Below are 18,368 nucleotides of genomic sequence, written 5' to 3'. Positions count from 1 at the left end.
CGAAGTAAACTTACGATACTAAGGAACAGTCGAGAAAGTCTATTGGCGATTCAAGCCTGTAGCTGCAAGGAGTTATCATGAAGGTCACTGATTTGCCCAAACACTGGGAACAGCAAAAAGAGCCCGTGGAGCGTACCCACGATTATAACCTGCGCCTGCCGCTGGAAGATGCCGCACGCGTGGCTGCACTGGCGGAACTTTACCCGGACCGCAGTGAAAGCGATATTCTGAACGACATGATTGGTGCAGCTCTGGACGATCTGGTACGCCAGAGCCCACTGAAGGACAAGCTGGAAGGGAAAGACAAGTAAATAGCGGCGGGCAGCTTTCGCTGCCCGTGTCGTCAGGCGACTGATTCCAGTTGACGGGCCTTGAGGCGCTGGATGTGCTTCTGGCTCAGGCTGACAAACTTGGGAGTCAGGCCCTGATCCTCGTAGATCTCGAAGCCATCCTCGTCGTACGCCACCACTTTGGTGCCCTGAACATACGGAAAGCTGGTCTCCATTTCGTCCAGTGCTGCAGAAATCAGATCCCGCATCAGATCCTGAGGTGACTTCATCGGATAGAGCGCTGCGAGTTTCTCGAGACGCTTGTGATGCTGGTCAGACAACGCCATGAAGTAGGCGTCTCGGGTAAGCCGACCACGTGCATGCTTGTCCCAGTAGTTGACCAGATCTTTGATTTTCATGGTGCCTTCACTCCTGCATCTTATTGATGGCGCACGGCGCACGAAAACTGTGCATCCGTTTCCGGAAGTGTAGACGAAGCCGTCGGTCCGGGGGCGAGAAAATTGGTAACGGATTGTACTTACCGATCCGCCATTTTCAGTGCTCGTTCTCTCCCCGCTCCACGCCTTTCACCGCCTGCCACACGGCATCCAGCGCCTCCAGAGATTCTTCGTCCATATCGCGGCCCTCCCGTTCCAGCACACGTTCAATCGCCCGGAACCGGGCGTCGAATTTATGGTTGGTTCGATTGAGTGCCTGCTCTGGGTTAACCTTCATGAACCGTGCCAGGTTCACACAGACGAACAGGAGATCGCCGAGCTCATCTTCAACGGCATCGGGATCACCGGCGCCCGTCTGTGCGGCTTCCCACGCCTCCTTGAGCTCGTCGATTTCCTCGTGAAGTTTGTCGAAAACCGGGCCAACATTTGGCCAGTCGAAACCGTGCCTGGCTGCCCGTTTCTGGAGCTTCTCGGCCCGAGCCATTGCAGGCAGGGTCCGGGCAATGCCGTCAAGCCGACTTACTGGGGCGCTGGCTTCCGGTGCCGGCTTCATTGCCCGCTCCTCGGCCTTGATGCGCTCCCAGCTTTCCTTGATCCAGGCCTCATCCGGCCGATTATCCGGATCAATGCTGCTTTCCAGGGTCCCTTCCGGAAAAACGTGTGGATGCCGCCTTACCAGTTTGCGCACCAGATGATCGACCACACCGTCAAAATCGAAATGGCCATCTTCCCGACCAAGCTGGGTGTAGAAAATGACCTGGAACAGCAGGTCCCCCAGCTCGTCTTTCAGATGCGGGTAATCCTCTCGCTCAATGGCATCGGCGACTTCGTAGGCCTCCTCCAGCGTGTGCGGCACGATGGTCCTGTAGGATTGCCTGGTATCCCATGGACAGCCCGTCTCCGGATCCCGAAGCCTGGCCATCAGGGTTTTCAGATCCTCGATGGTATAGCTCATCCGCGTTTACGCCTTACATCAATGATATTGGGCAGGTTGCGAATCTGCGCCAGCAACCGCGCCAACTGCTCCAGACTGGAAATTTCCACCGTCACGGTCATGGTAGCCGTGTTCTCGTCCTTGTTGCTCAGGGTATTCAGTGACAGCACATCACTCTTGGAGGCCGACAACACCTGGGTAATATCTCTCAGCAGCCCGGATCGGTCATAGGCTTCAATTTCAATGTCGACAGGATAAACAGCAGCCTGCCGGCCACCCCAGCTGACCTCAATAATCCGGTTGGGCTCGAACTCACGCAGATTCAGGAACGTCAGGCAGTCCTGGCGATGGACCGTAACCCCACGGCCAACCGTGATGTAGCCACCGATCGCGTCTCCGGGCAGCGGCTTGCAACATTTCGCCACCTGAGTCTTGAGCTTTCCGACGCCCAGGATCTGGATGTCTGATTCCGTATCGTAGGGCTTGCGGCGCTGGGCGCTGAGTTTCAGATCCAGTTGTTCGGACTTGGGCTCCAGCATCTGCTGGGCCACATTGGCGACATGCGTGGGGCGAAGGTCACCGGCTCCAGTAGCTGCAAACATGTCCTCCGCACTTTGATAATTAACCTTCCTGGCAAGCTCACCAAGATCTACATCGTACAGGGACAGACGCCTGAACTCGTCCTCGAGAATGGCACGACCGTCAACGATATTGCGACCACGATCCTGCTGTTTGAACCAGTGGGTTACTTTGGCGCGCGCCCTGGAAGTCTGAATGTAACCAAGGCTCGGGTTCAGCCAGTCGCGGCTTGGGGCCGGATTGTTGGAGGTCAGGATAAACACCTGATCGCCGGTTTTCAGTGGATAGGTCAGCGGAACGATTCGGCTGTTCACCCGCGCACCGCGGCAGGCGTGGCCGATCTCCGTGTGAACCCGGTAGGCGAAATCCACCGGCGTTGCCCCCTGGGGCAGATCCACCACGTGGCCCTCGGGTGTGAATACATACACCCGATCCGATGCGACATCGGATTTCAGGTGGTCGGCCAGCCCGGACAGGTCGCCCAACTCCTCCTGCCACTCCAGAACCTGGCGCAGCCAGTTGATCTTGGCATCGTAGCCCGTCGACTTGTTGCCTTTGTCCATGCCCTTGTACAACCAGTGGGCACAAACGCCCAGTTCCGCCTCCTCATGCATGGTGTGGGTTCGGATCTGCACTTCCATGACCTTGCCCTCGGGCCCGATCACGGCGGTATGCAGGGACTGGTAACCGTTTTCCTTCGGGTTGGCAATGTAATCGTCGAACTCATTGGGGATGTGGCGCCACAGCGTGTGGACAATACCCAGTGCGGCGTAACAGTCGCGAACCTCCGGAACCAGGATACGTACGGCGCGAACATCGTAAACCTGGGAAAAGTCGATGCCCTTGCGGCGCATCTTTCGCCAGATGCTGTAGATGTGCTTGGCACGTCCGGACAGCTCGCCCTCAATGCCATAGGCTTTCAGTTCGGTCTGCAGGGTCTCAATTACCCGCTTGATGTAACCGTCGCGATCCAGGCGCTTTTCGTCCAGCAGTTTGGCGATCTTTTTGTAGGCGGAACCATGCAGGTACCGGAAAGAAAGATCTTCCAGCTCCCACTTGATGTGACCAATGCCGAGCCGGTGGGCCAGGGGCGCGTAGATATCAAACACTTCCCGGGCGACGCGCATGCGCTTTTCTTCCGGAGCATCCTTTACCGCCCGAATGGCGCAGGTACGCTCCGCCAGCTTGATCAGGGCAACCCGGACATCGTCAATCATGGTGACGAGCATCTTCCGGACGTTGTCCAGTTGGCCTTCGCTCTGGCCCAGAACGTTACCCTTCAGCGGGTGGTGGATGGACGAGATGGCCGCCATCTGCTGCACGCCGTTGATCAGGCCTGCCACCTCATCGCCAAATTCCTTGCGGATTGTCTCCAGGGGAACGCGCTCTTCACGCACGGCCCGATAAAGGATCGCCGCCACCAGACTGGCCTGATCCAGGTGCAGCTCCGCCAGAACCTGGGCCATCTCGATGCCAATCCGGAAGCTGCTGGAACCAGGTGCCCACTGGCGATCCTGCCGGAAAGCCTGAAGATCGATTTCCGCTGCCTTTTCGCAGGCCAACCGGAACTGGTCAGCGTCGTCCAGGTGCGTTTGCGAGGCTATCTGGTTTACCCAGCCCTCGATATCCACCTGGCCATCGCCAGTCATTGCGTAGTCTTCGCGAACTTTTACCATATCGGTCTTGTTATTCCTGATGGTTTCCGCAGCCATCCCTGACTGCCCGCAACATCGTCAGCCGGAATCCTTCTCAAACAACGCGATGGATTCCACATGGGTGGTGTGGGGGAACATATCCATCACACCTGCGCGCACCAGTCGATAGCCGTTGCGCACCATTACGCCTGCGTCGCGCGCCAGGGTGGCCGGGTTGCAGGAGACATAGACTATCTTTTGTGCCCCGAAGGCCGTGAGGTACTTGCAGATCTCCTCGGCACCGGAACGGGGCGGATCAATCAGAATCTTGTCGAACCCTTCTTTGGCCCAGCTCTGGCCCGTGAAGTCACCGTGCAAGTCGGCACCGTGAAAAGCGACATTGTCGAGACCGTTTAGTTCCGCGTTTTCCCGGCCCCGTACGACCATGGTCTCGTCGCCTTCCACGCCAACAACCTGCCCGCCTCGCGTGGCCAGCGGCAGAGTGAAATTCCCCAGACCGCAGAACAGATCCAGGACTCGCTCGCCAGGCTGGACATCCAGCCATTCCACGGCCCTGTGTACCATTGCGCGATTGATGCCTGCATTGACCTGGGTAAAGTCCATGGGATGAAATCTCATGGTCAGGTCGAATTCATCCAGTCGATAGCTCAGCCGTTCCTCATCCCGGCCCGCTGACTCGGGCCAGATCCGATGGACGGTGTCGGGCCCTTTCGGCTGCAGGTAAATATGCAATTCGTGGGCCTGACCAAAGGCGATGAGTTTTTCCCGGTCACCAACCGACAGCTCATCCATGTTACGGAACACCATCACGGCAACGTCGTCGCCACAGGCAATTTCCACCTGAGGGATTCGGCTGTAGGCCTCCAGATCGTGAAGCATGTTGCGCAGCGGCAATATCCGCTCGCCAATGCGCGGATCCAGCACCACGCATCGATCGATGTCGGTCAGGAAACTGTTGCGTTTCTCCCGGAAGCCAACCAGGACAGACTCCCGGGCCTTGACGTAACGAACCCCGAGGCGAGCCTTTCGACGGTACCCCAGACTCTCTTCCGAGCGCAGGGGGGCAATCCATTCCTCGGGCTCGATGCCCCCGAAATGGGCAAAATGTTCCCGCAGGGTGTTTTCCTTGAACTCGATCTGGGCATCGCCACTCATGTGCTGAAGGCTGCAACCACCACACAGGTCGGCAAACTCGCAGGGGGGAGTCTGGCGACCGGGGGCAGCGTCCAGAACCTCTTCGGTACGCAATTCATCGAACTTGCTTCGACTGGACACCACTTTCGCCATCACGGTTTCGCCTGGCAGGGCGCCATCGACAAATTGGGTTTTGCCGTCCTGACGGGCAATACCCCGGCCATCATGGCTCAGGGTTTCAATCTCACAGCGCACGGGCTCTTTTGGAAGAACCTTCCTGCGTCGTCTGCTCATACTTGGGTCTCTTGATAAAGTCGTATTCAGGCGCCGGGGAACACACCGGTGGAAAGATAGCGGTCGCCGCGGTCACAGATAATGGCCACGATGATGGCGTTTTCAACCTGCTGGGAGAGCTTGAGCGCGGCTGCAATCGAACCGCCGGAGGATACGCCACAGAAAATGCCCTCTTCGGAAGCCAGGGCCCTCATCGTGGTCTCTGCTTCTTCCTGACCTACGTCCAGCACCTGGTCGACGCGGGCCGCGTCGTAGATTTTCGGCAGGTAAGCTTCAGGCCAGCGCCGGATACCGGGGATCGAGGCGCCCTCTTTTGGCTGCAAACCGATGATGCGGATATCCGGGTTGCGCTCCTTGAGGTAGCGCGACACCCCCATAATGGTGCCGGTGGTGCCCATGGAGCTGACAAAATGGGTAACCCGCCCACCGGTCTGCTCCCAGATTTCCGGGCCGGTGGTACGGTAGTGCGCCAGGGGGTTGTCCTGGTTGCTGAACTGGTCCAGCACGGTACCCTTGCCTTCCGCCTGCATCTTGAGGGCCAGGTCACGGGCCGTTTCCATGCCTTCTTCCCTGGTGACCGTGACAATCTCCGCACCATAGGCGCGCATGGATGCCCGGCGCTCCTCACTCATGTTCGCGGGCATGATGAGCACCATGCGGTATCCCTTGATCGCCGCCGCCATGGCCAGAGCGATGCCGGTGTTGCCGCTGGTCGCCTCAATCAGGGTATCCCCTGGCTTGATGTCGCCCCGGCGCTCCGCTTCCTGAATCATGCTGATGGCCGGGCGATCCTTAACCGAGCCGGCAGGGTTGTTGCCCTCCAGCTTGGCCAGAATCACGTTACTCGTCTCACCGGGGAGACGCTGCAGGCGAACCAGAGGGGTGTGCCCGACATAATCTTCAATGGTGGGAAAATGCATATGATAACCCTGTGGTACACTTTTGGCTTCGCATGATACGCGTTATCGCCCCGGTCTCCCAATACAGCTTCTCGCTATATCCATGACCGGCGGCTATATCCGCCACGGGATTTTCCGGTACTGTCGGGACTGATACCACAGTTATCCCTTTCCGGATCAGCTATTCTTAACACGGACGTTTTCCGCTCTGCGACGCGGACAAAAGCAATAATTCAGGATCACGGTATGCGACGTTGGGGCATTCGCAAGAAAGTGTTGGTGGTAACGCTGGTTCCCACCCTGCTGACCACCCTGATGCTGGGGCTGTTCTTCACCTACAGCTGGGTTAACAATATAGAAAGCCTGCTGAAGGATCGGGGCGAATCACTCTCCCGTCAGCTCGCCGCCGGTTCCGAATATGGCCTGTTTACCGCCAATCGCAGCCTGCTCAGCAGCCTCTCCAATGCCCTTCTGGAAGAGCAGGACGTCCGCTCCATCACGTTCTTTGGCAGCGACGGCTCCCGACTTCTCCATACCGGGCCGGGTAGCTCCGAGACCGTGCAAGCCACTGAACTCACTGCCGAGCACGCAACCCGGATATCCCGGGAAAACAGCACCCGCTTCATTACCCCCGTTTTTCTCCAGGATCTGATGATCGAGAGCATGCTGGACCCGGATGCTCGCCAGTCGATGTCGAATCTGCGGGAGCCTCTGGGCTGGGTAGTTGTGGAAATGTCCCATATCCGCACGGAAAAAGAGACCTACAAAGCCCTGCTGATCTCGCTGCTGCTGATTCTCGGCGGCGTGATTCTGAGCATGGCCATTGCGCTGCGGCTGAGCCGGGCGTTCACCAATCCGGTGTTCGAACTCAACGAAGCCGTAGCCAGGCTCAAGGAAGGTAAGCTGGATACCCGCGTCTATACCGGCGCAGGCCCTGAGTTCGAGCAACTGGAATCCGGCCTTAATGCCATGGCGGAGGAGCTGAGCAAGGCCCAGGCTGAAATGCAGCAGAACATTGATCAGGCCACCGAAGATCTGCGGGAAACGCTGGAGACCATCGAAATCCAGAACATCGAGCTCGATTTCGCTCGAAAAGAAGCACTCGAGGCCAGTCGGATCAAATCCGAGTTCCTGGCCAACATGTCCCACGAAATCCGCACACCGCTGAACGGCATCATAGGTTTCACCGAACTGCTCCTGAAGAGTCCGCTGCCACGCCAGCAACGGGACCACCTGAGCACCATCAGGAAATCGTCGGAGATCCTGCTCACTATCATCAACGACATCCTCGATTTCTCGAAGATTGAGGCCGGCAAGCTGATCCTCGACCGGGTACCGTTCCAGTTACGAGATATCGTCGAGGAAGTCATGGTCATGCTGGCGCCAGCGGCACACGCCAAGAATCTCGATCTGGTGCCACTGGTCTATAACGATGTGCCGGACAACATCATGGGCGATCCCCTGCGGGTCAAACAGGTGATCACCAACCTGGTCAACAACGCCATCAAGTTCACCCAGACCGGTGAGGTGGTCCTGCGGGCGAGCCTGGAAGAGGAAGAAGCTGACACCAACCGCGTTACCCTGCGCCTGAGCATTACCGATTCCGGCGTGGGCCTGTCCCGGGCCCAACAGCAATCCCTGTTCAACGCCTTCAGCCAGGCCGATGCCTCCACCGCCCGTCAATATGGTGGCACCGGCCTTGGGCTGGCCATCTCGAAGCGTCTGGTGGAAGAAATGGGGGGCAAGATCGGGCTCGAAAGCGAGCTGGGTAAAGGCTCCACCTTCTGGTTTACCCTCACCTCGGAGCTTGCCACCAGCGGTGAAGCCATTGCCCCAAGGGATGCCCTGAGAGGGGAAAGGGTCATTTACCTGGAGCAACAGAAAACCACCGGGCTGGCCGTGGAACACCTGTTAAGGGACTGGGGCATGGTGGTCGACCGGGTAGCGTCACCGGGCGCCCTGCAGGAACACATTGAAGAGGCCCAGAAAAGCCAGGCGGGCTATGCCGTAGCGATTCTGGGCATCACCCGACACCTTCTCAATTCCAGCCAGTACTGCGGGCTTGTCCGTACCCTCGAGATTGAACGGGATTGCCGGACACTGCTATTGACCCCCACCCTTGAAACCCACGACACACCGCTATCGGGACTTGCCAGCGGCCACCTCACCAAACCGGTGTGCCGGGATTCCCTGTACGATGAGCTTTTGCTGCTGGTGCACGGCATCAATTCCGGCGGGCGGGTCCCCGAGTACGAGATTTCCGCCAACCGTGCAACGACCGCCAATGTGCCGAGAGTGCTGGCCGTGGACGATAACGATGCCAACCTCAAGCTCGTGATGACACTGCTCGAAGACTGCCAACTGGATGCCGAAAGCGCTTCCAGCGGCTTTGAAGCCCTGAGCAAGGCCAGACAGAAACCCTTCGACTTGGTCTTCATGGACCTTCAGATGCCCGGCATGGACGGGGTGGAAACCACTGCAAGGCTGAGGGAGATGGATACCGGCAATCACCGGACCCCGATCATTGCGTTGACTGCGCATGCCCTGGCAGACGAGCAGGAACGACTGACAAAGCAGGGCTTCGATGGCTACATGCCCAAACCCATCAGCAGTGGCCAGCTCAACGACATCATTCATGAGTACACCGGCTACGTGTGCCCGAAGAACGGCAGCGACGGCCGGCTTCCCGTTCCGGAAGTTCGCGACACCCGTCGGGCGCTCCGGCCTTCAACACGCAAAATGCAGCAGGACTGCGTCAGCGTGGACGAAAGCATCCAACTGGCCGCCGGCAAGGCGGACCTGGCCGAAGAGCTGTTCAGCATGCTGCTGGAGCAGGTACATGTGGATCGCGGGCGGATTTCGGAACTCTGGGCCAGCCACAGCATGGATGAGCTACTGGAATGTGTTCACAAGCTCCATGGCGCTACCCGCTACTGCGGCGTACCGGAACTGAGAGCCGCAGCCAACCATCTGGAAACGGCCATCAAATGCTCTGCTCCGGATCTGGAGCACCAGAAAGACCAGCTGCTCTCGGCCATGGAGCGCCTGCAGATCTGGAGCGACCAGACCGATTGGCAGCAGCTGTTCCGGGAACGCCATGAGGCCGCCGAAACGACCTGAGGCTGCCCCGTCTCAGACCCGGCTTCGGGCCTGATCGATGATGGCTTTCATATCCCGGACCGCCTCTTTGAGACCGGTAAAGACCGCGCGGGCTATGATGGCGTGACCGATATTCAGTTCATTGATGCCATGGATTGCCGCCACTCGCTCTGTGTTGTGGTAATGCAGGCCATGGCCCGCATTCACAATCAAACCCTTTTTGCGGGCGTAGGCGACGGCGTCGGCAATGGTTTTGAAGGCGGCATTCTCGGCGTCAGGTGTTTCGGCCTCGGCATACTCTCCGGTGTGCAGCTCCACTACCGGCGCGCCACAGCGGACCGCGGCATCAATCTGGACCGGATCCGGATCAATAAACAGTGACACCTCGGCACCAATCCGGGCCAGGCGCTCACAGGCCTTGGCAACCCGGGATTCCTGACCCTCGACATCCAGACCGCCCTCGGTGGTCAATTCCTCACGCTTCTCTGGCACCAGGCAAACACATTCCGGCCGCACCTGTTCGGCAAACGCCAGCATCGCATCGGTTACCGCCATTTCCAGATTCATCTTGGTCTGGAGCACCTCTTTGAGCAGCAGCACGTCCCGATCCTGAATATGACGGCGGTCTTCCCTGGGATGGATTGTGATGCCGTCTGCACCGGCCTCCTCGGCCATCAGCGCTGCCTGGACCGGATCAGGGTACCGGGTACCCCTCGCCTGACGGAGGGTGGCAACGTGATCAATATTGACGCCAAGCAGTACTCTAGGATTCATGGGATTCTCCCCGAAGATGAATGAAAAGGCTGCGACTGTTCAGGGGACGCCCCTGGAGAAGGTAATCGATCAGGACTCGCATGACCCGTTTCGCCAGTCGCCGACAGCGCTCAGATTGCAGATCTTCCGCGGCCAGATTGAGCAAAACATCGCCCGGAAGATGTCGCAGGCGCACACCGGGCGACAGCCCGGACACTATGCCCTGCTCCGGATCATAACAATACTCCCCGCCGGGCTCGACGGATTGCCCGGTATCCGTGGCACGATCCCAGGCAAAGTCATAGCCGAGGGCGGAGGCAAAGGCGAGTTCGAACCGCCGAAGTACCGGCTCCACATCCCTGGTGTCAGACAGTTGCCCGATGGCATCGATGTAGGCTGCAAAGAGCGTGGGATGGGGATCTGCAGCTGGCAGAATCCGCTGCAACAGTTCATTCAGGTAAAGGCCACTGTAGAGCGACACTGTCCGGGTAATTGTGGGGCCGGCCCGAACATCGACCTGGGTCAGGGTTTTCAGGTCGCCCCGGCCAGCCCAATCCACTATCAGAGGCTGAAAAGGTTGTAGCTGGGCCTTCAGGGGACTTTTGGCGCTGTTGGCTCCCCGGGCGATGACGGTCATCCGGCCATGGTTCAGGGAAAACAGATCCACCATGAGACTGGTTTCCCGCCAGGGACGTCGGTGAAGGACATAGGCGGGCTCCTGCAGCTCAGGCCCCTTCATAGCTGCCTCAGAGGTCGTTCATGCCCAGGCTTTTCAGGGCCCGGTCGCTGTCTGCCCAGCCACGCTTCACCTTTACCCAGAGCCTCAGCATGATCTTGCTGTCGAACATACGCTCCATATCCGTACGAGCTTCCTGACCAATGCGGCGCATCCGCTCGCCCTTCTCGCCGATGATGATCTTCTTCTGACCTTCGCGCTCGACCAGGATCAGGGCGGATATGTGCAGGGTCTTGCCCTCGCGCTTGAACTCCTCGATCTCCACCGCCACCGAGTATGGCAGCTCTGCTCCAAGCTGCCGGGTGATCTTTTCCCGGACAATCTCGGAGGCCAGGAATCGCTCACTGCGATCGGTGATCTGGTCGTCCGGATAGAAATGAATACTCTCCGGCAGGAAACGCCCCACGGCCTCTTCCAGAGGTTCCAGATTGGTCTCTTTCAGGGCCGAAAGCGGAATGATCTCGGCAAACTCACGCTTTTTCGAGAGCATATCCAGATGCGGCAGCAGGCTTTCCCGTTTTTCGATCTTGTCGACCTTGTTCACCGCCAGGATCACAGGGCATTTCAGGCGACTGAGTTTCTCCAGCACCATCTCATCCGCGGTCGTCCAGGCAAGCTGATCCACCACAAACACCACCACATCGACATCAATGAGCGCCGACGTGGCCGCCTTGTTCATGTAGCGGTTAATGGCACGGGGCTCCTCCTCGTGCATGCCCGGTGTATCCACATAGATCGCCTGCACCGGCCCCACGGTCTTGATACCCAGCACCTGATGACGGGTGGTCTGCGGCTTGCGGGAAGTGATGCTCAGCTTCTGCCCGAGGATATGGTTCAGCAACGTGGACTTGCCCACGTTCGGACGGCCAACGATGGCCACAAAACCGCAGCGACTATCCGGGTTTTCCGGACGGGTGATATCGTTCATTACTGGTTCTCCACGCCCAGTTCTTTCAGGGCGTTACGGGCTGCCTGCTGCTCGGCCACCCGGCGGCTACTGCCAGTCCCGGTGGTCTTTCGGTCCAGCGACGGCAGCGCACAGGATACATGGAATGTCTGGTTGTGGGCCTCGCCGTCCACGGAAATGACGTCATAGCGTGGCAGCGGAAACTGACGCGACTGGAGATATTCCTGCAAACGGGTCTTGGGATCTTTCTGGGTATCCTGCAGGTCGAGCTTTTCCAGACGGTGCTCGAACCAGCGCAATACCTGTTCCCGGCAGGTATGGAAATCACTGTCCAGGTAGATGGCGCCGATGATGGACTCCACGGCGTCGGCCAGGATGGATTCCCGGCGGAAGCCTCCGCTTTTAAGCTCTCCTGAGCCCAATCGGAGGTATGTGCCGAGCTGGAACTCCCGACCAATTTCGGCGAGTGTAACGCCTTTTACCATCCGGGCCCGCAGACGACTCAACTGGCCTTCCCGGGCTTTTTCGAAGTGCAGAAACAGATACTCGGCAATCACCATATTCACAATGGAATCGCCGAGGAATTCTAGGCGCTCGTTATTCTGATTTCCATAACTCCGGTGGGTGAGTGCCAGCAGAAGCCGCTCTGGCGATTTGAACTGATAGCCGATGCGCCGCTGTAACTGATCCAGATCCGGTTGTGAACTCACTTGCCCTTCATCTCATATTTGTGCTTGAAGTGAACCACCGTATCCACATTGCTGAACAGGTTGTTGCGCACTTCGTAATCAACATTGATGACGACCAGATCGCCGTCTTTATCGACCGAAATATTCTTGGCGTCGAATCCCCGGACATTGTTCACGCTGAGCCGTTTGTTGATCAACGTACGGACCTGGGCAGGCCCCATCTGGGAGAGACCTTCGGTGCCATCAAGGCTTTCCAGCGCTTCCTGAATGGTTATGTCATCCAGATAGGCGGGACCAAGCTTGATCACCAGCGTCAGCAGGCCGCCAAAAAACAGCACCATCACCATCATGGTCAATGCCGAGGCACCGCGCTGACGGCCCATGCCGGAAAGATTATTTTTCTTCATTACGACTGCGCTCCAGATAGTCCGAGTTACTCGATTCCGCCTACACGATCAAAGGATGGCAGACTGGTAAGGGATTTCCAGTGCATCCAGATAGCGAAGGCCTTGCCCACCACCAGCTCGTCCGGGACCGTGCCCCAATAGCGGCTGTCATTACTGTTGTCGCGATTGTCACCCATGACGAAATAATGACCCTCGGGCACCAGCCATTCGCCCTCACCACCGCCGCCAGACCGGCCCATGGTCAGGAAAATGTCGTGCTCTACTTCACCGAGATCCTCGCGGCGCAGTTCCATCGGCGGTAGCCGCGCGATAAACCGGGTTTCCACCCGATCGCCATTGATGAACAGCTGCTTGTCACGGTAGCGGATATGGTCGCCGGGCAAACCGATCACCCGTTTGATGTAGTTGGTCTGGCCGTCCTCCGGGTAGCGGAAAACCATCACATCGCCGCGCTGGGGATCGCCGACCGGAATCACTTTGGTGCCGGCAACCGGCAGCCTGAACCCGTAGGCGTATTTGTTCACCAGAATGAAATCGCCGACTTCCAGGGTGGGCAACATGGATCCCGACGGAATCTGGAACGGTTCAACCAGGAAGGACCGGAGGACCAGAACAATCGCCAGCACCGGAAAGAACGATCGGCTAAGGTCAACCAGGTAGGGCTCTTTTGGCTCCTCCGATTCCGCCGGGGAGCCTTCATCCACTGCGTCTCCGGTGCCGCTGGCACGGTAGGCAGCCAGACGACGCTCACGAAGAAACAGCTTGTCCGCCAGCCAGATCAGACCCGTTGCAAAGGTCAGTACCACCAGTACCAGGGGAAAATCGATATCCATCCAGGAGGCCTTTTATTTATCCACTTTCAGTACGGCAAGAAACGCTTCCTGAGGCACCTCGACATTACCCAGCTGCTTCATACGCTTTTTACCTTCTTTCTGCTTCTGCAGCAGTTTCTTCTTCCGGCTAACGTCACCACCGTAGCACTTGGCGGTTACGTTCTTGCGTAGCGCCTTCACGGTGACCCGCGACACAACCTGATTACCAATGGCGGCCTGAATCGCGATATCAAACATCTGCCGCGGAATCAGTTCTTTCATCTTTTCAATCAACTGGCGCCCTTTGTGGTGAGCCTGCTCCTTGTGCACGATCAGCGCCAGGGCATCTACACGCTCGCCGTTGATCAGCACGTCCAGGCGAACCAGGTTGGCGGTCTGGAACCGGGTAAAGTGGTAGTCCAGGGACGCAAAGCCGCGGCTGGCTGACTTGATACGATCGAAGAAATCCATCACCACCTCGGCCATCGGCAGCTCATAGGTGAGCTGGACCTGGGTCGTCATGAAGTGCATGTTCTTCTGGACGCCACGCTTTTCCTCACACAGGGCTATCACATTTCCGATATGCTCCTGGGGCACCAGAATGTTCGCTTCTACGATCGGCTCACGCATTTCCTCAATGGAACCAATATCCGGAAGCCGGGACGGATTGTCTACCGACAGGGTCTCACCCTGTTTGGTAACCACCTCATAGATCACCGTTGGCGCCGTGGTGATCAGGTCGATGTCGTATTCACGCTCCAGCCGCTCCTGGATGATTTCCATGTGCAGCATGCCCAGGAAACCACAGCGGAAACCGAAGCCAAGGGCATCGGAATTCTCCGGCTCGAAAAACAGCGAGGCATCGTTGAGGGTCAGTTTTTCCAGGGCATCCCGGAAATCGTTGTAGTCGTCGGCGCTGACCGGGAACAACCCGGCGTAGACCTGGGGTTTGACTTTCTTGAACCCGGGCAGCATTGGCGTCTGCTCGGCGAACTTCTGGTGAACAATGGTATCGCCTACCGGCGCCCCGTGAATGTCCTTGATTCCGGCCACCACGAAGCCGACATCGCCGGACTCCAGCAGGTCGGTGTCTTTCGGTTTGGGATTGAAAATACCAACCTTGTCGGCATTCCAGGCCTTTCCGGTAGACTTGATGACGATCTTGTCGCCCTTTTTCAGGGTGCCCTCGGTCACCCTCACGAGCGACACGACGCCCAGATAATTGTCGAACCAGGAATCGATGATCAGAGCCTGCAGGGGCGCGCTTCGGTCGCCCTTGGGTGGCGGGATCTTCTTGATCAGATCTTCCAGAACATCTTCCACGCCCAGGCCACTCTTGGCGCTACAGCGGACCGCATCAGACGCTTCAATGCCAATGATGTCCTCGATTTCTGCCGCTACCCGCTCCGGTTCGGCCTGCGGGAGATCCATCTTGTTCAAAACCGGCACAACTTCGAGACCCTGCTCAATGGCGGTGTAGCAGTTAGCCACCGACTGGGCTTCAACACCCTGCCCTGCGTCCACCACCAGCAGCGCCCCCTCGCAGGCATAGAGCGAGCGCGAAACCTCGTAGGAAAAGTCCACGTGGCCCGGGGTATCGATAAAGTTCAGTTTGTATTCCTGCCCGTCACGGGCGGTGTAATTCAGCGTGACACTCTGGGCCTTGATGGTAATCCCTCGCTCACGCTCGAGATCCATGGAGTCCAGGACCTGCTCCGCCATTTCACGGTCCGTCAGGCCGCCGCAAACCTGGATAAAACGGTCTGCCAGCGTGGATTTACCATGGTCAATGTGGGCGATGATGGAAAAGTTACGGATTCGGCTCAGTTCAGTCACAGACGATGAATACTCAGTTAAGACGAAGGATTGAGCCCGGAAGGGCCGCTACCGGGATCCGGGAACGGCGTGATTTTACCGGTTACCGGCCGCCATTGCCATGATCAGGAAATCAGCGGCCGTTCGTATTGCCGGATAAGGAAACCGATGAGCGCATCCTCGTCCAGCGGATAGCTGAACAGGTTGCCCTGACACTGGGCGCAGCCGTGAGTTTTCAGGAAGCTCAGCTGCTGTGGGGTTTCCACACCCTCCGCAACCACCGTAAGGTGGAGCTTGCGGGCCAGGGCAATCACTGCGGAGGCCACATCCGTGGCACTGACATTGTAGGGAATGTCGCGAATGAACCGGTGGTCGATCTTGATAACATCCAGCGGCAGCTGCTGCAAAGCAACCAGTGAACAGGAGCCGGTGCCGAAATCATCCAGGATCAGACAGACCCCGAGATCATGAAGTGACACCAGCAACTCCCTGAGCATTCGCGGATCTTCATTGAGCAGCTCCGCCGGCATCTCCAGCTCCAGCCGCTCCGGCGAGACGCCCGTCTCGGTGATGACCTGTCGGATCATGTCCAGGAAGCCCGAATCGGTCAGTTGTCGAACAGACAGGTTCACCGCCATTTTCAGGGATTCAAAGCCGGCCCGTTCCAGGGCCTGAACCTGAATACAGGCCTGTCTCAAAGCCCATTCACCCAGGCGAACAATCAGGCCGGTTTCCTCGGCAAGACCGATGAACTGCTGTGCCGACACCAGCCCCTTCTCCGGATGATGCCAGCGCAGGAATGCCTCAACCCCAATCACCCGCTCACTGGCCAGATCAATCTTCGGCTGGTAATGCAGAACGAAGCGATCGCCATCCAACGCCGTGGCCAACTCCTCCTGTTGCAGAAGCCGCCTTGCCGCCTTGATGTTCATGGCCGGGGTGAAGAACTGGAACGTATTCCGACCCAGCTCCTTGGCACGATACATCGCCAGATCAGCGTACTTCATCAGGGTTCCGGCGTCCTCACTGTCGTGGGGAATCATGGTGATGCCGATACTGACCGTGATGCCGACTTCGTGATCGTTCAGCCGGATTCGCTGGCAAAGACTGCGCAGAATGGTCTCTGCGACCTTGCCGGCAGCATCGGAGTCACTGATCCGGGACAGCAAAACCACAAACTCATCGCCGCCGAGCCTCGCAACCGAGTCCTCCTCACGGACACAACCCACCAGCCACTGCGCCACCTGGCACAGCAGTTCATCGCCGGAATCGTGCCCCAGGGTGTCGTTGATACGCTTGAAGCCGTCGAGGTCCAGGAACATGAGGGCAGCCGGCTCACCACTCCGACGACTCCGGCTGACCACGTGATTCAAACGGTCCCGGAACAGTTGCCGGTTCGCCAGGCCGGTAAGCGGATCATAGAATGCCAGCCTGTGCAGCTCGGATTGGGCGGCCTTGAGCTGGGTCAGATCCCGCAGGCTAAGCACAACGCCATTGACGCCGGGCACCGACAACATGGCAGTAAAGGTGCCCTCCATATCCCGCCACTGCCCCTTGGCATCACGGATACGGACCCGGATGACCGGCATCTGTTTGCCCGGCGACTGAACGGAATCGTCAAAGCCCCGCTGCAGCTGGGGCCAGTCGTCACCATGAACGAGCTCCTCAAAGTTCAGGGCCTGAACCTGATCCGGCTCGAAGCCAAGGATATCCAGGCTGGACGGGCTCGCGTAAAGGGGTTGCCCGGCACGGTCCATCACCAGGGTGACATTGGCTGCGCCTTCGGTAATCGCCCGATAGCGGCCGGCACTGATCTGCGCCATCAGCCGTGAACGGATCAAGGCAAGCACGAAGAGGAACAACAGGGCACTGATCACCAGGCCACTGCCGAGGACGATCGGAGGCCGCGGATCCGAGGCCAGGAAATCAAAGGCGGGCGTGGAGCGCGTCTGCAACAGCCAGTCTCGACCACCATGGCTGATGGTCTGACTCATCTGGAAACTGAATTCGTTGTCCAGGGACCCCAGATTGGAGCCATACATGAGGTTCTCCCGTTCCACGACTCCGGCATCGTAGATCCGGACATCAAGAAACGGCGAGATCAGGCCAACGATGCCGTCGATAAGATTGTTCATCCGGAAGGCACTGAACACATAGCCCGCCAACATCATGCGACGCTCGGCCCGGATCTCGGGCACTTCTCCACCCTGGTAGACGGGGTAATACATCAGAAAACTGGCCTGGTCTTCGCCAAGCTCTTCCTGAACCAGCACCACCTTGGCAGTCACCGTGGGGATAGCATCATCCCGGGCCTGCTCCATGGCCTGGCGATGAATGGGATCGCTGAAGGCATCGTAGCCGAGGGCCCGTCGGTTACGTTCCGTGCCAGGCTCCAGGTAGACCATGGGGTAGTAGTAGGGACCGCTACCCAGCGGGTTCACCAGGTAATTATGCACCCCTTCCGCGCGGACAGAGGCAATATGATCGGCCATCTGACGTACACCGATACGGCGAACATAGCCAATACCCTGAATGCCCGGGTAGTAGCGGTTGATATCAACCTTGTCCACGTATTCACGCCATTGATCACGGGAAACGTCTCCGGCCACCGCAAACAGACCGGCACTGCCGGCCAGCACCTGCTCGTAATTCAGCAAGCGCTCTTCGATGGCGGATTTAAGCTGGAGCGATTGGGTGCGAAAACGGGCTTCCGTGCGGTCTTCAACCAGCCGGATAGACACCTGCCAAAGCAATAGGGTGACGGCAACGGCTACCGCGAAGACCAGCCAGGCGACCCAGGCATTGCGAAATTCCAGTAGCTTACGGAGAGAGAGTTCCTGTCTGTTCATCATGGGGCTGGTCCGTTCCATGGCCACTCATTTTTATTGATCCGCCGAGTATAACAAAAGCCCCCGAAAGTGTCGTTTC

Annotated in this window: 15 protein-coding genes; 2 read left to right on the top strand and 13 right to left on the bottom strand. The window is 58.2% G+C overall.

What is annotated here, in order from left to right; all coding sequences use genetic code 11:
• The first annotated feature begins 77 nt into the window (after positions 1–77).
• Positions 78–311, top strand: coding sequence for a hypothetical protein (locus HP15_RS03985; protein ID WP_008176161.1), 234 nt, complete (start codon positions 78–80; stop codon positions 309–311).
• A 32-nt stretch (positions 312–343) separates the two neighbouring features.
• On the opposite strand, the gene HP15_RS03980 is transcribed toward HP15_RS03985, so the two are convergent.
• From HP15_RS03980 to cysM, 5 genes are all read right to left on the bottom strand, one after another.
• Positions 344–688 carry a hypothetical protein gene (locus tag HP15_RS03980; protein WP_008176163.1) on the bottom strand — a complete coding sequence of 115 codons (345 nt, stop codon included), beginning with the start codon at positions 686–688 and terminating at the stop codon, positions 344–346.
• Positions 689–824: 136 nt separating this feature from the next.
• Positions 825–1,682: a nucleoside triphosphate pyrophosphohydrolase gene (gene mazG / locus HP15_RS03975; protein ID WP_008176166.1), complete on the bottom strand. Its 858-nt coding sequence runs from the start codon at positions 1,680–1,682 to the stop codon at positions 825–827.
• Positions 1,679–3,916, bottom strand: a complete 2,238-nt coding sequence (relA, locus tag HP15_RS03970; protein WP_008176168.1) for a GTP diphosphokinase — start codon at positions 3,914–3,916, stop codon at positions 1,679–1,681. Before relA ends, mazG begins: the two co-directional genes overlap by 4 nt.
• A 57-nt stretch (positions 3,917–3,973) precedes the next feature.
• Complete coding sequence (rlmD, locus tag HP15_RS03965; RefSeq protein WP_049784457.1) at positions 3,974–5,323, bottom strand: 23S rRNA (uracil(1939)-C(5))-methyltransferase RlmD; 1,350 nt, start codon at positions 5,321–5,323, stop codon at positions 3,974–3,976.
• Between the two features lie 26 nt (positions 5,324–5,349).
• Complete coding sequence (gene cysM / locus HP15_RS03960; RefSeq protein ID WP_014576290.1) at positions 5,350–6,243, bottom strand: cysteine synthase CysM; 894 nt, start codon at positions 6,241–6,243, stop codon at positions 5,350–5,352.
• Positions 6,244–6,468: 225 nt separating this feature from the next.
• Here cysM and HP15_RS03955 point away from each other — a divergent pair, with 225 nt between their 5' ends.
• On the top strand, positions 6,469–9,342 hold the full coding sequence (locus tag HP15_RS03955) for an ATP-binding protein (protein ID WP_014576289.1): 2,874 nt from the start codon (positions 6,469–6,471) through the stop codon (positions 9,340–9,342).
• A 12-nt stretch (positions 9,343–9,354) separates the two neighbouring features.
• Here the strand turns inward: HP15_RS03955 and pdxJ are convergent, their stop codons facing one another.
• The 8 genes from pdxJ to HP15_RS03915 form a co-directional block, all read right to left on the bottom strand.
• Complete coding sequence (pdxJ, locus tag HP15_RS03950) at positions 9,355–10,095, bottom strand: pyridoxine 5'-phosphate synthase (protein WP_014576288.1); 741 nt, start codon at positions 10,093–10,095, stop codon at positions 9,355–9,357.
• Positions 10,085–10,813 carry a DNA repair protein RecO gene (gene recO, locus HP15_RS03945; RefSeq protein ID WP_014576287.1) on the bottom strand — a complete coding sequence of 243 codons (729 nt, stop codon included), beginning with the start codon at positions 10,811–10,813 and terminating at the stop codon, positions 10,085–10,087. The genes pdxJ and recO overlap by 11 nt, the downstream gene beginning before the upstream one ends.
• Positions 10,814–10,820: 7 nt before the next feature.
• The gene (gene era, locus HP15_RS03940; RefSeq protein ID WP_008176182.1) at positions 10,821–11,738 is read right to left on the bottom strand and encodes a GTPase Era; all 918 of its coding nucleotides are present in this window, start codon (positions 11,736–11,738) and stop codon (positions 10,821–10,823) included.
• On the bottom strand, positions 11,738–12,427 hold the full coding sequence (gene rnc / locus HP15_RS03935) for a ribonuclease III (protein ID WP_008176185.1): 690 nt from the start codon (positions 12,425–12,427) through the stop codon (positions 11,738–11,740). Before rnc ends, era begins: the two co-directional genes overlap by 1 nt.
• The gene (locus tag HP15_RS03930) at positions 12,424–12,813 is read right to left on the bottom strand and encodes a DUF4845 domain-containing protein (protein ID WP_008176189.1); all 390 of its coding nucleotides are present in this window, start codon (positions 12,811–12,813) and stop codon (positions 12,424–12,426) included. Before HP15_RS03930 ends, rnc begins: the two co-directional genes overlap by 4 nt.
• 26 nt (positions 12,814–12,839) lie before the next feature.
• The gene (lepB, locus tag HP15_RS03925) at positions 12,840–13,646 is read right to left on the bottom strand and encodes a signal peptidase I (protein WP_014576286.1); all 807 of its coding nucleotides are present in this window, start codon (positions 13,644–13,646) and stop codon (positions 12,840–12,842) included.
• Positions 13,647–13,658: 12 nt separating this feature from the next.
• Positions 13,659–15,461: a translation elongation factor 4 gene (gene lepA / locus HP15_RS03920; protein ID WP_014576285.1), complete on the bottom strand. Its 1,803-nt coding sequence runs from the start codon at positions 15,459–15,461 to the stop codon at positions 13,659–13,661.
• A gap of 104 nt (positions 15,462–15,565) precedes the next feature.
• Positions 15,566–18,292, bottom strand: a complete 2,727-nt coding sequence (locus HP15_RS03915; protein WP_041646129.1) for a bifunctional diguanylate cyclase/phosphodiesterase — start codon at positions 18,290–18,292, stop codon at positions 15,566–15,568.
• Between the last annotated feature and the right edge of the window lie 76 nt (positions 18,293–18,368).

It is taken from the genome of Marinobacter adhaerens HP15 (assembly GCF_000166295.1).
GTDB lineage: Bacteria > Pseudomonadota > Gammaproteobacteria > Pseudomonadales > Oleiphilaceae > Marinobacter > Marinobacter adhaerens.
The sequence above is the reverse complement of the archived record's forward strand: the minus strand, read 5'-3'. Positions and strand labels throughout refer to the sequence as shown.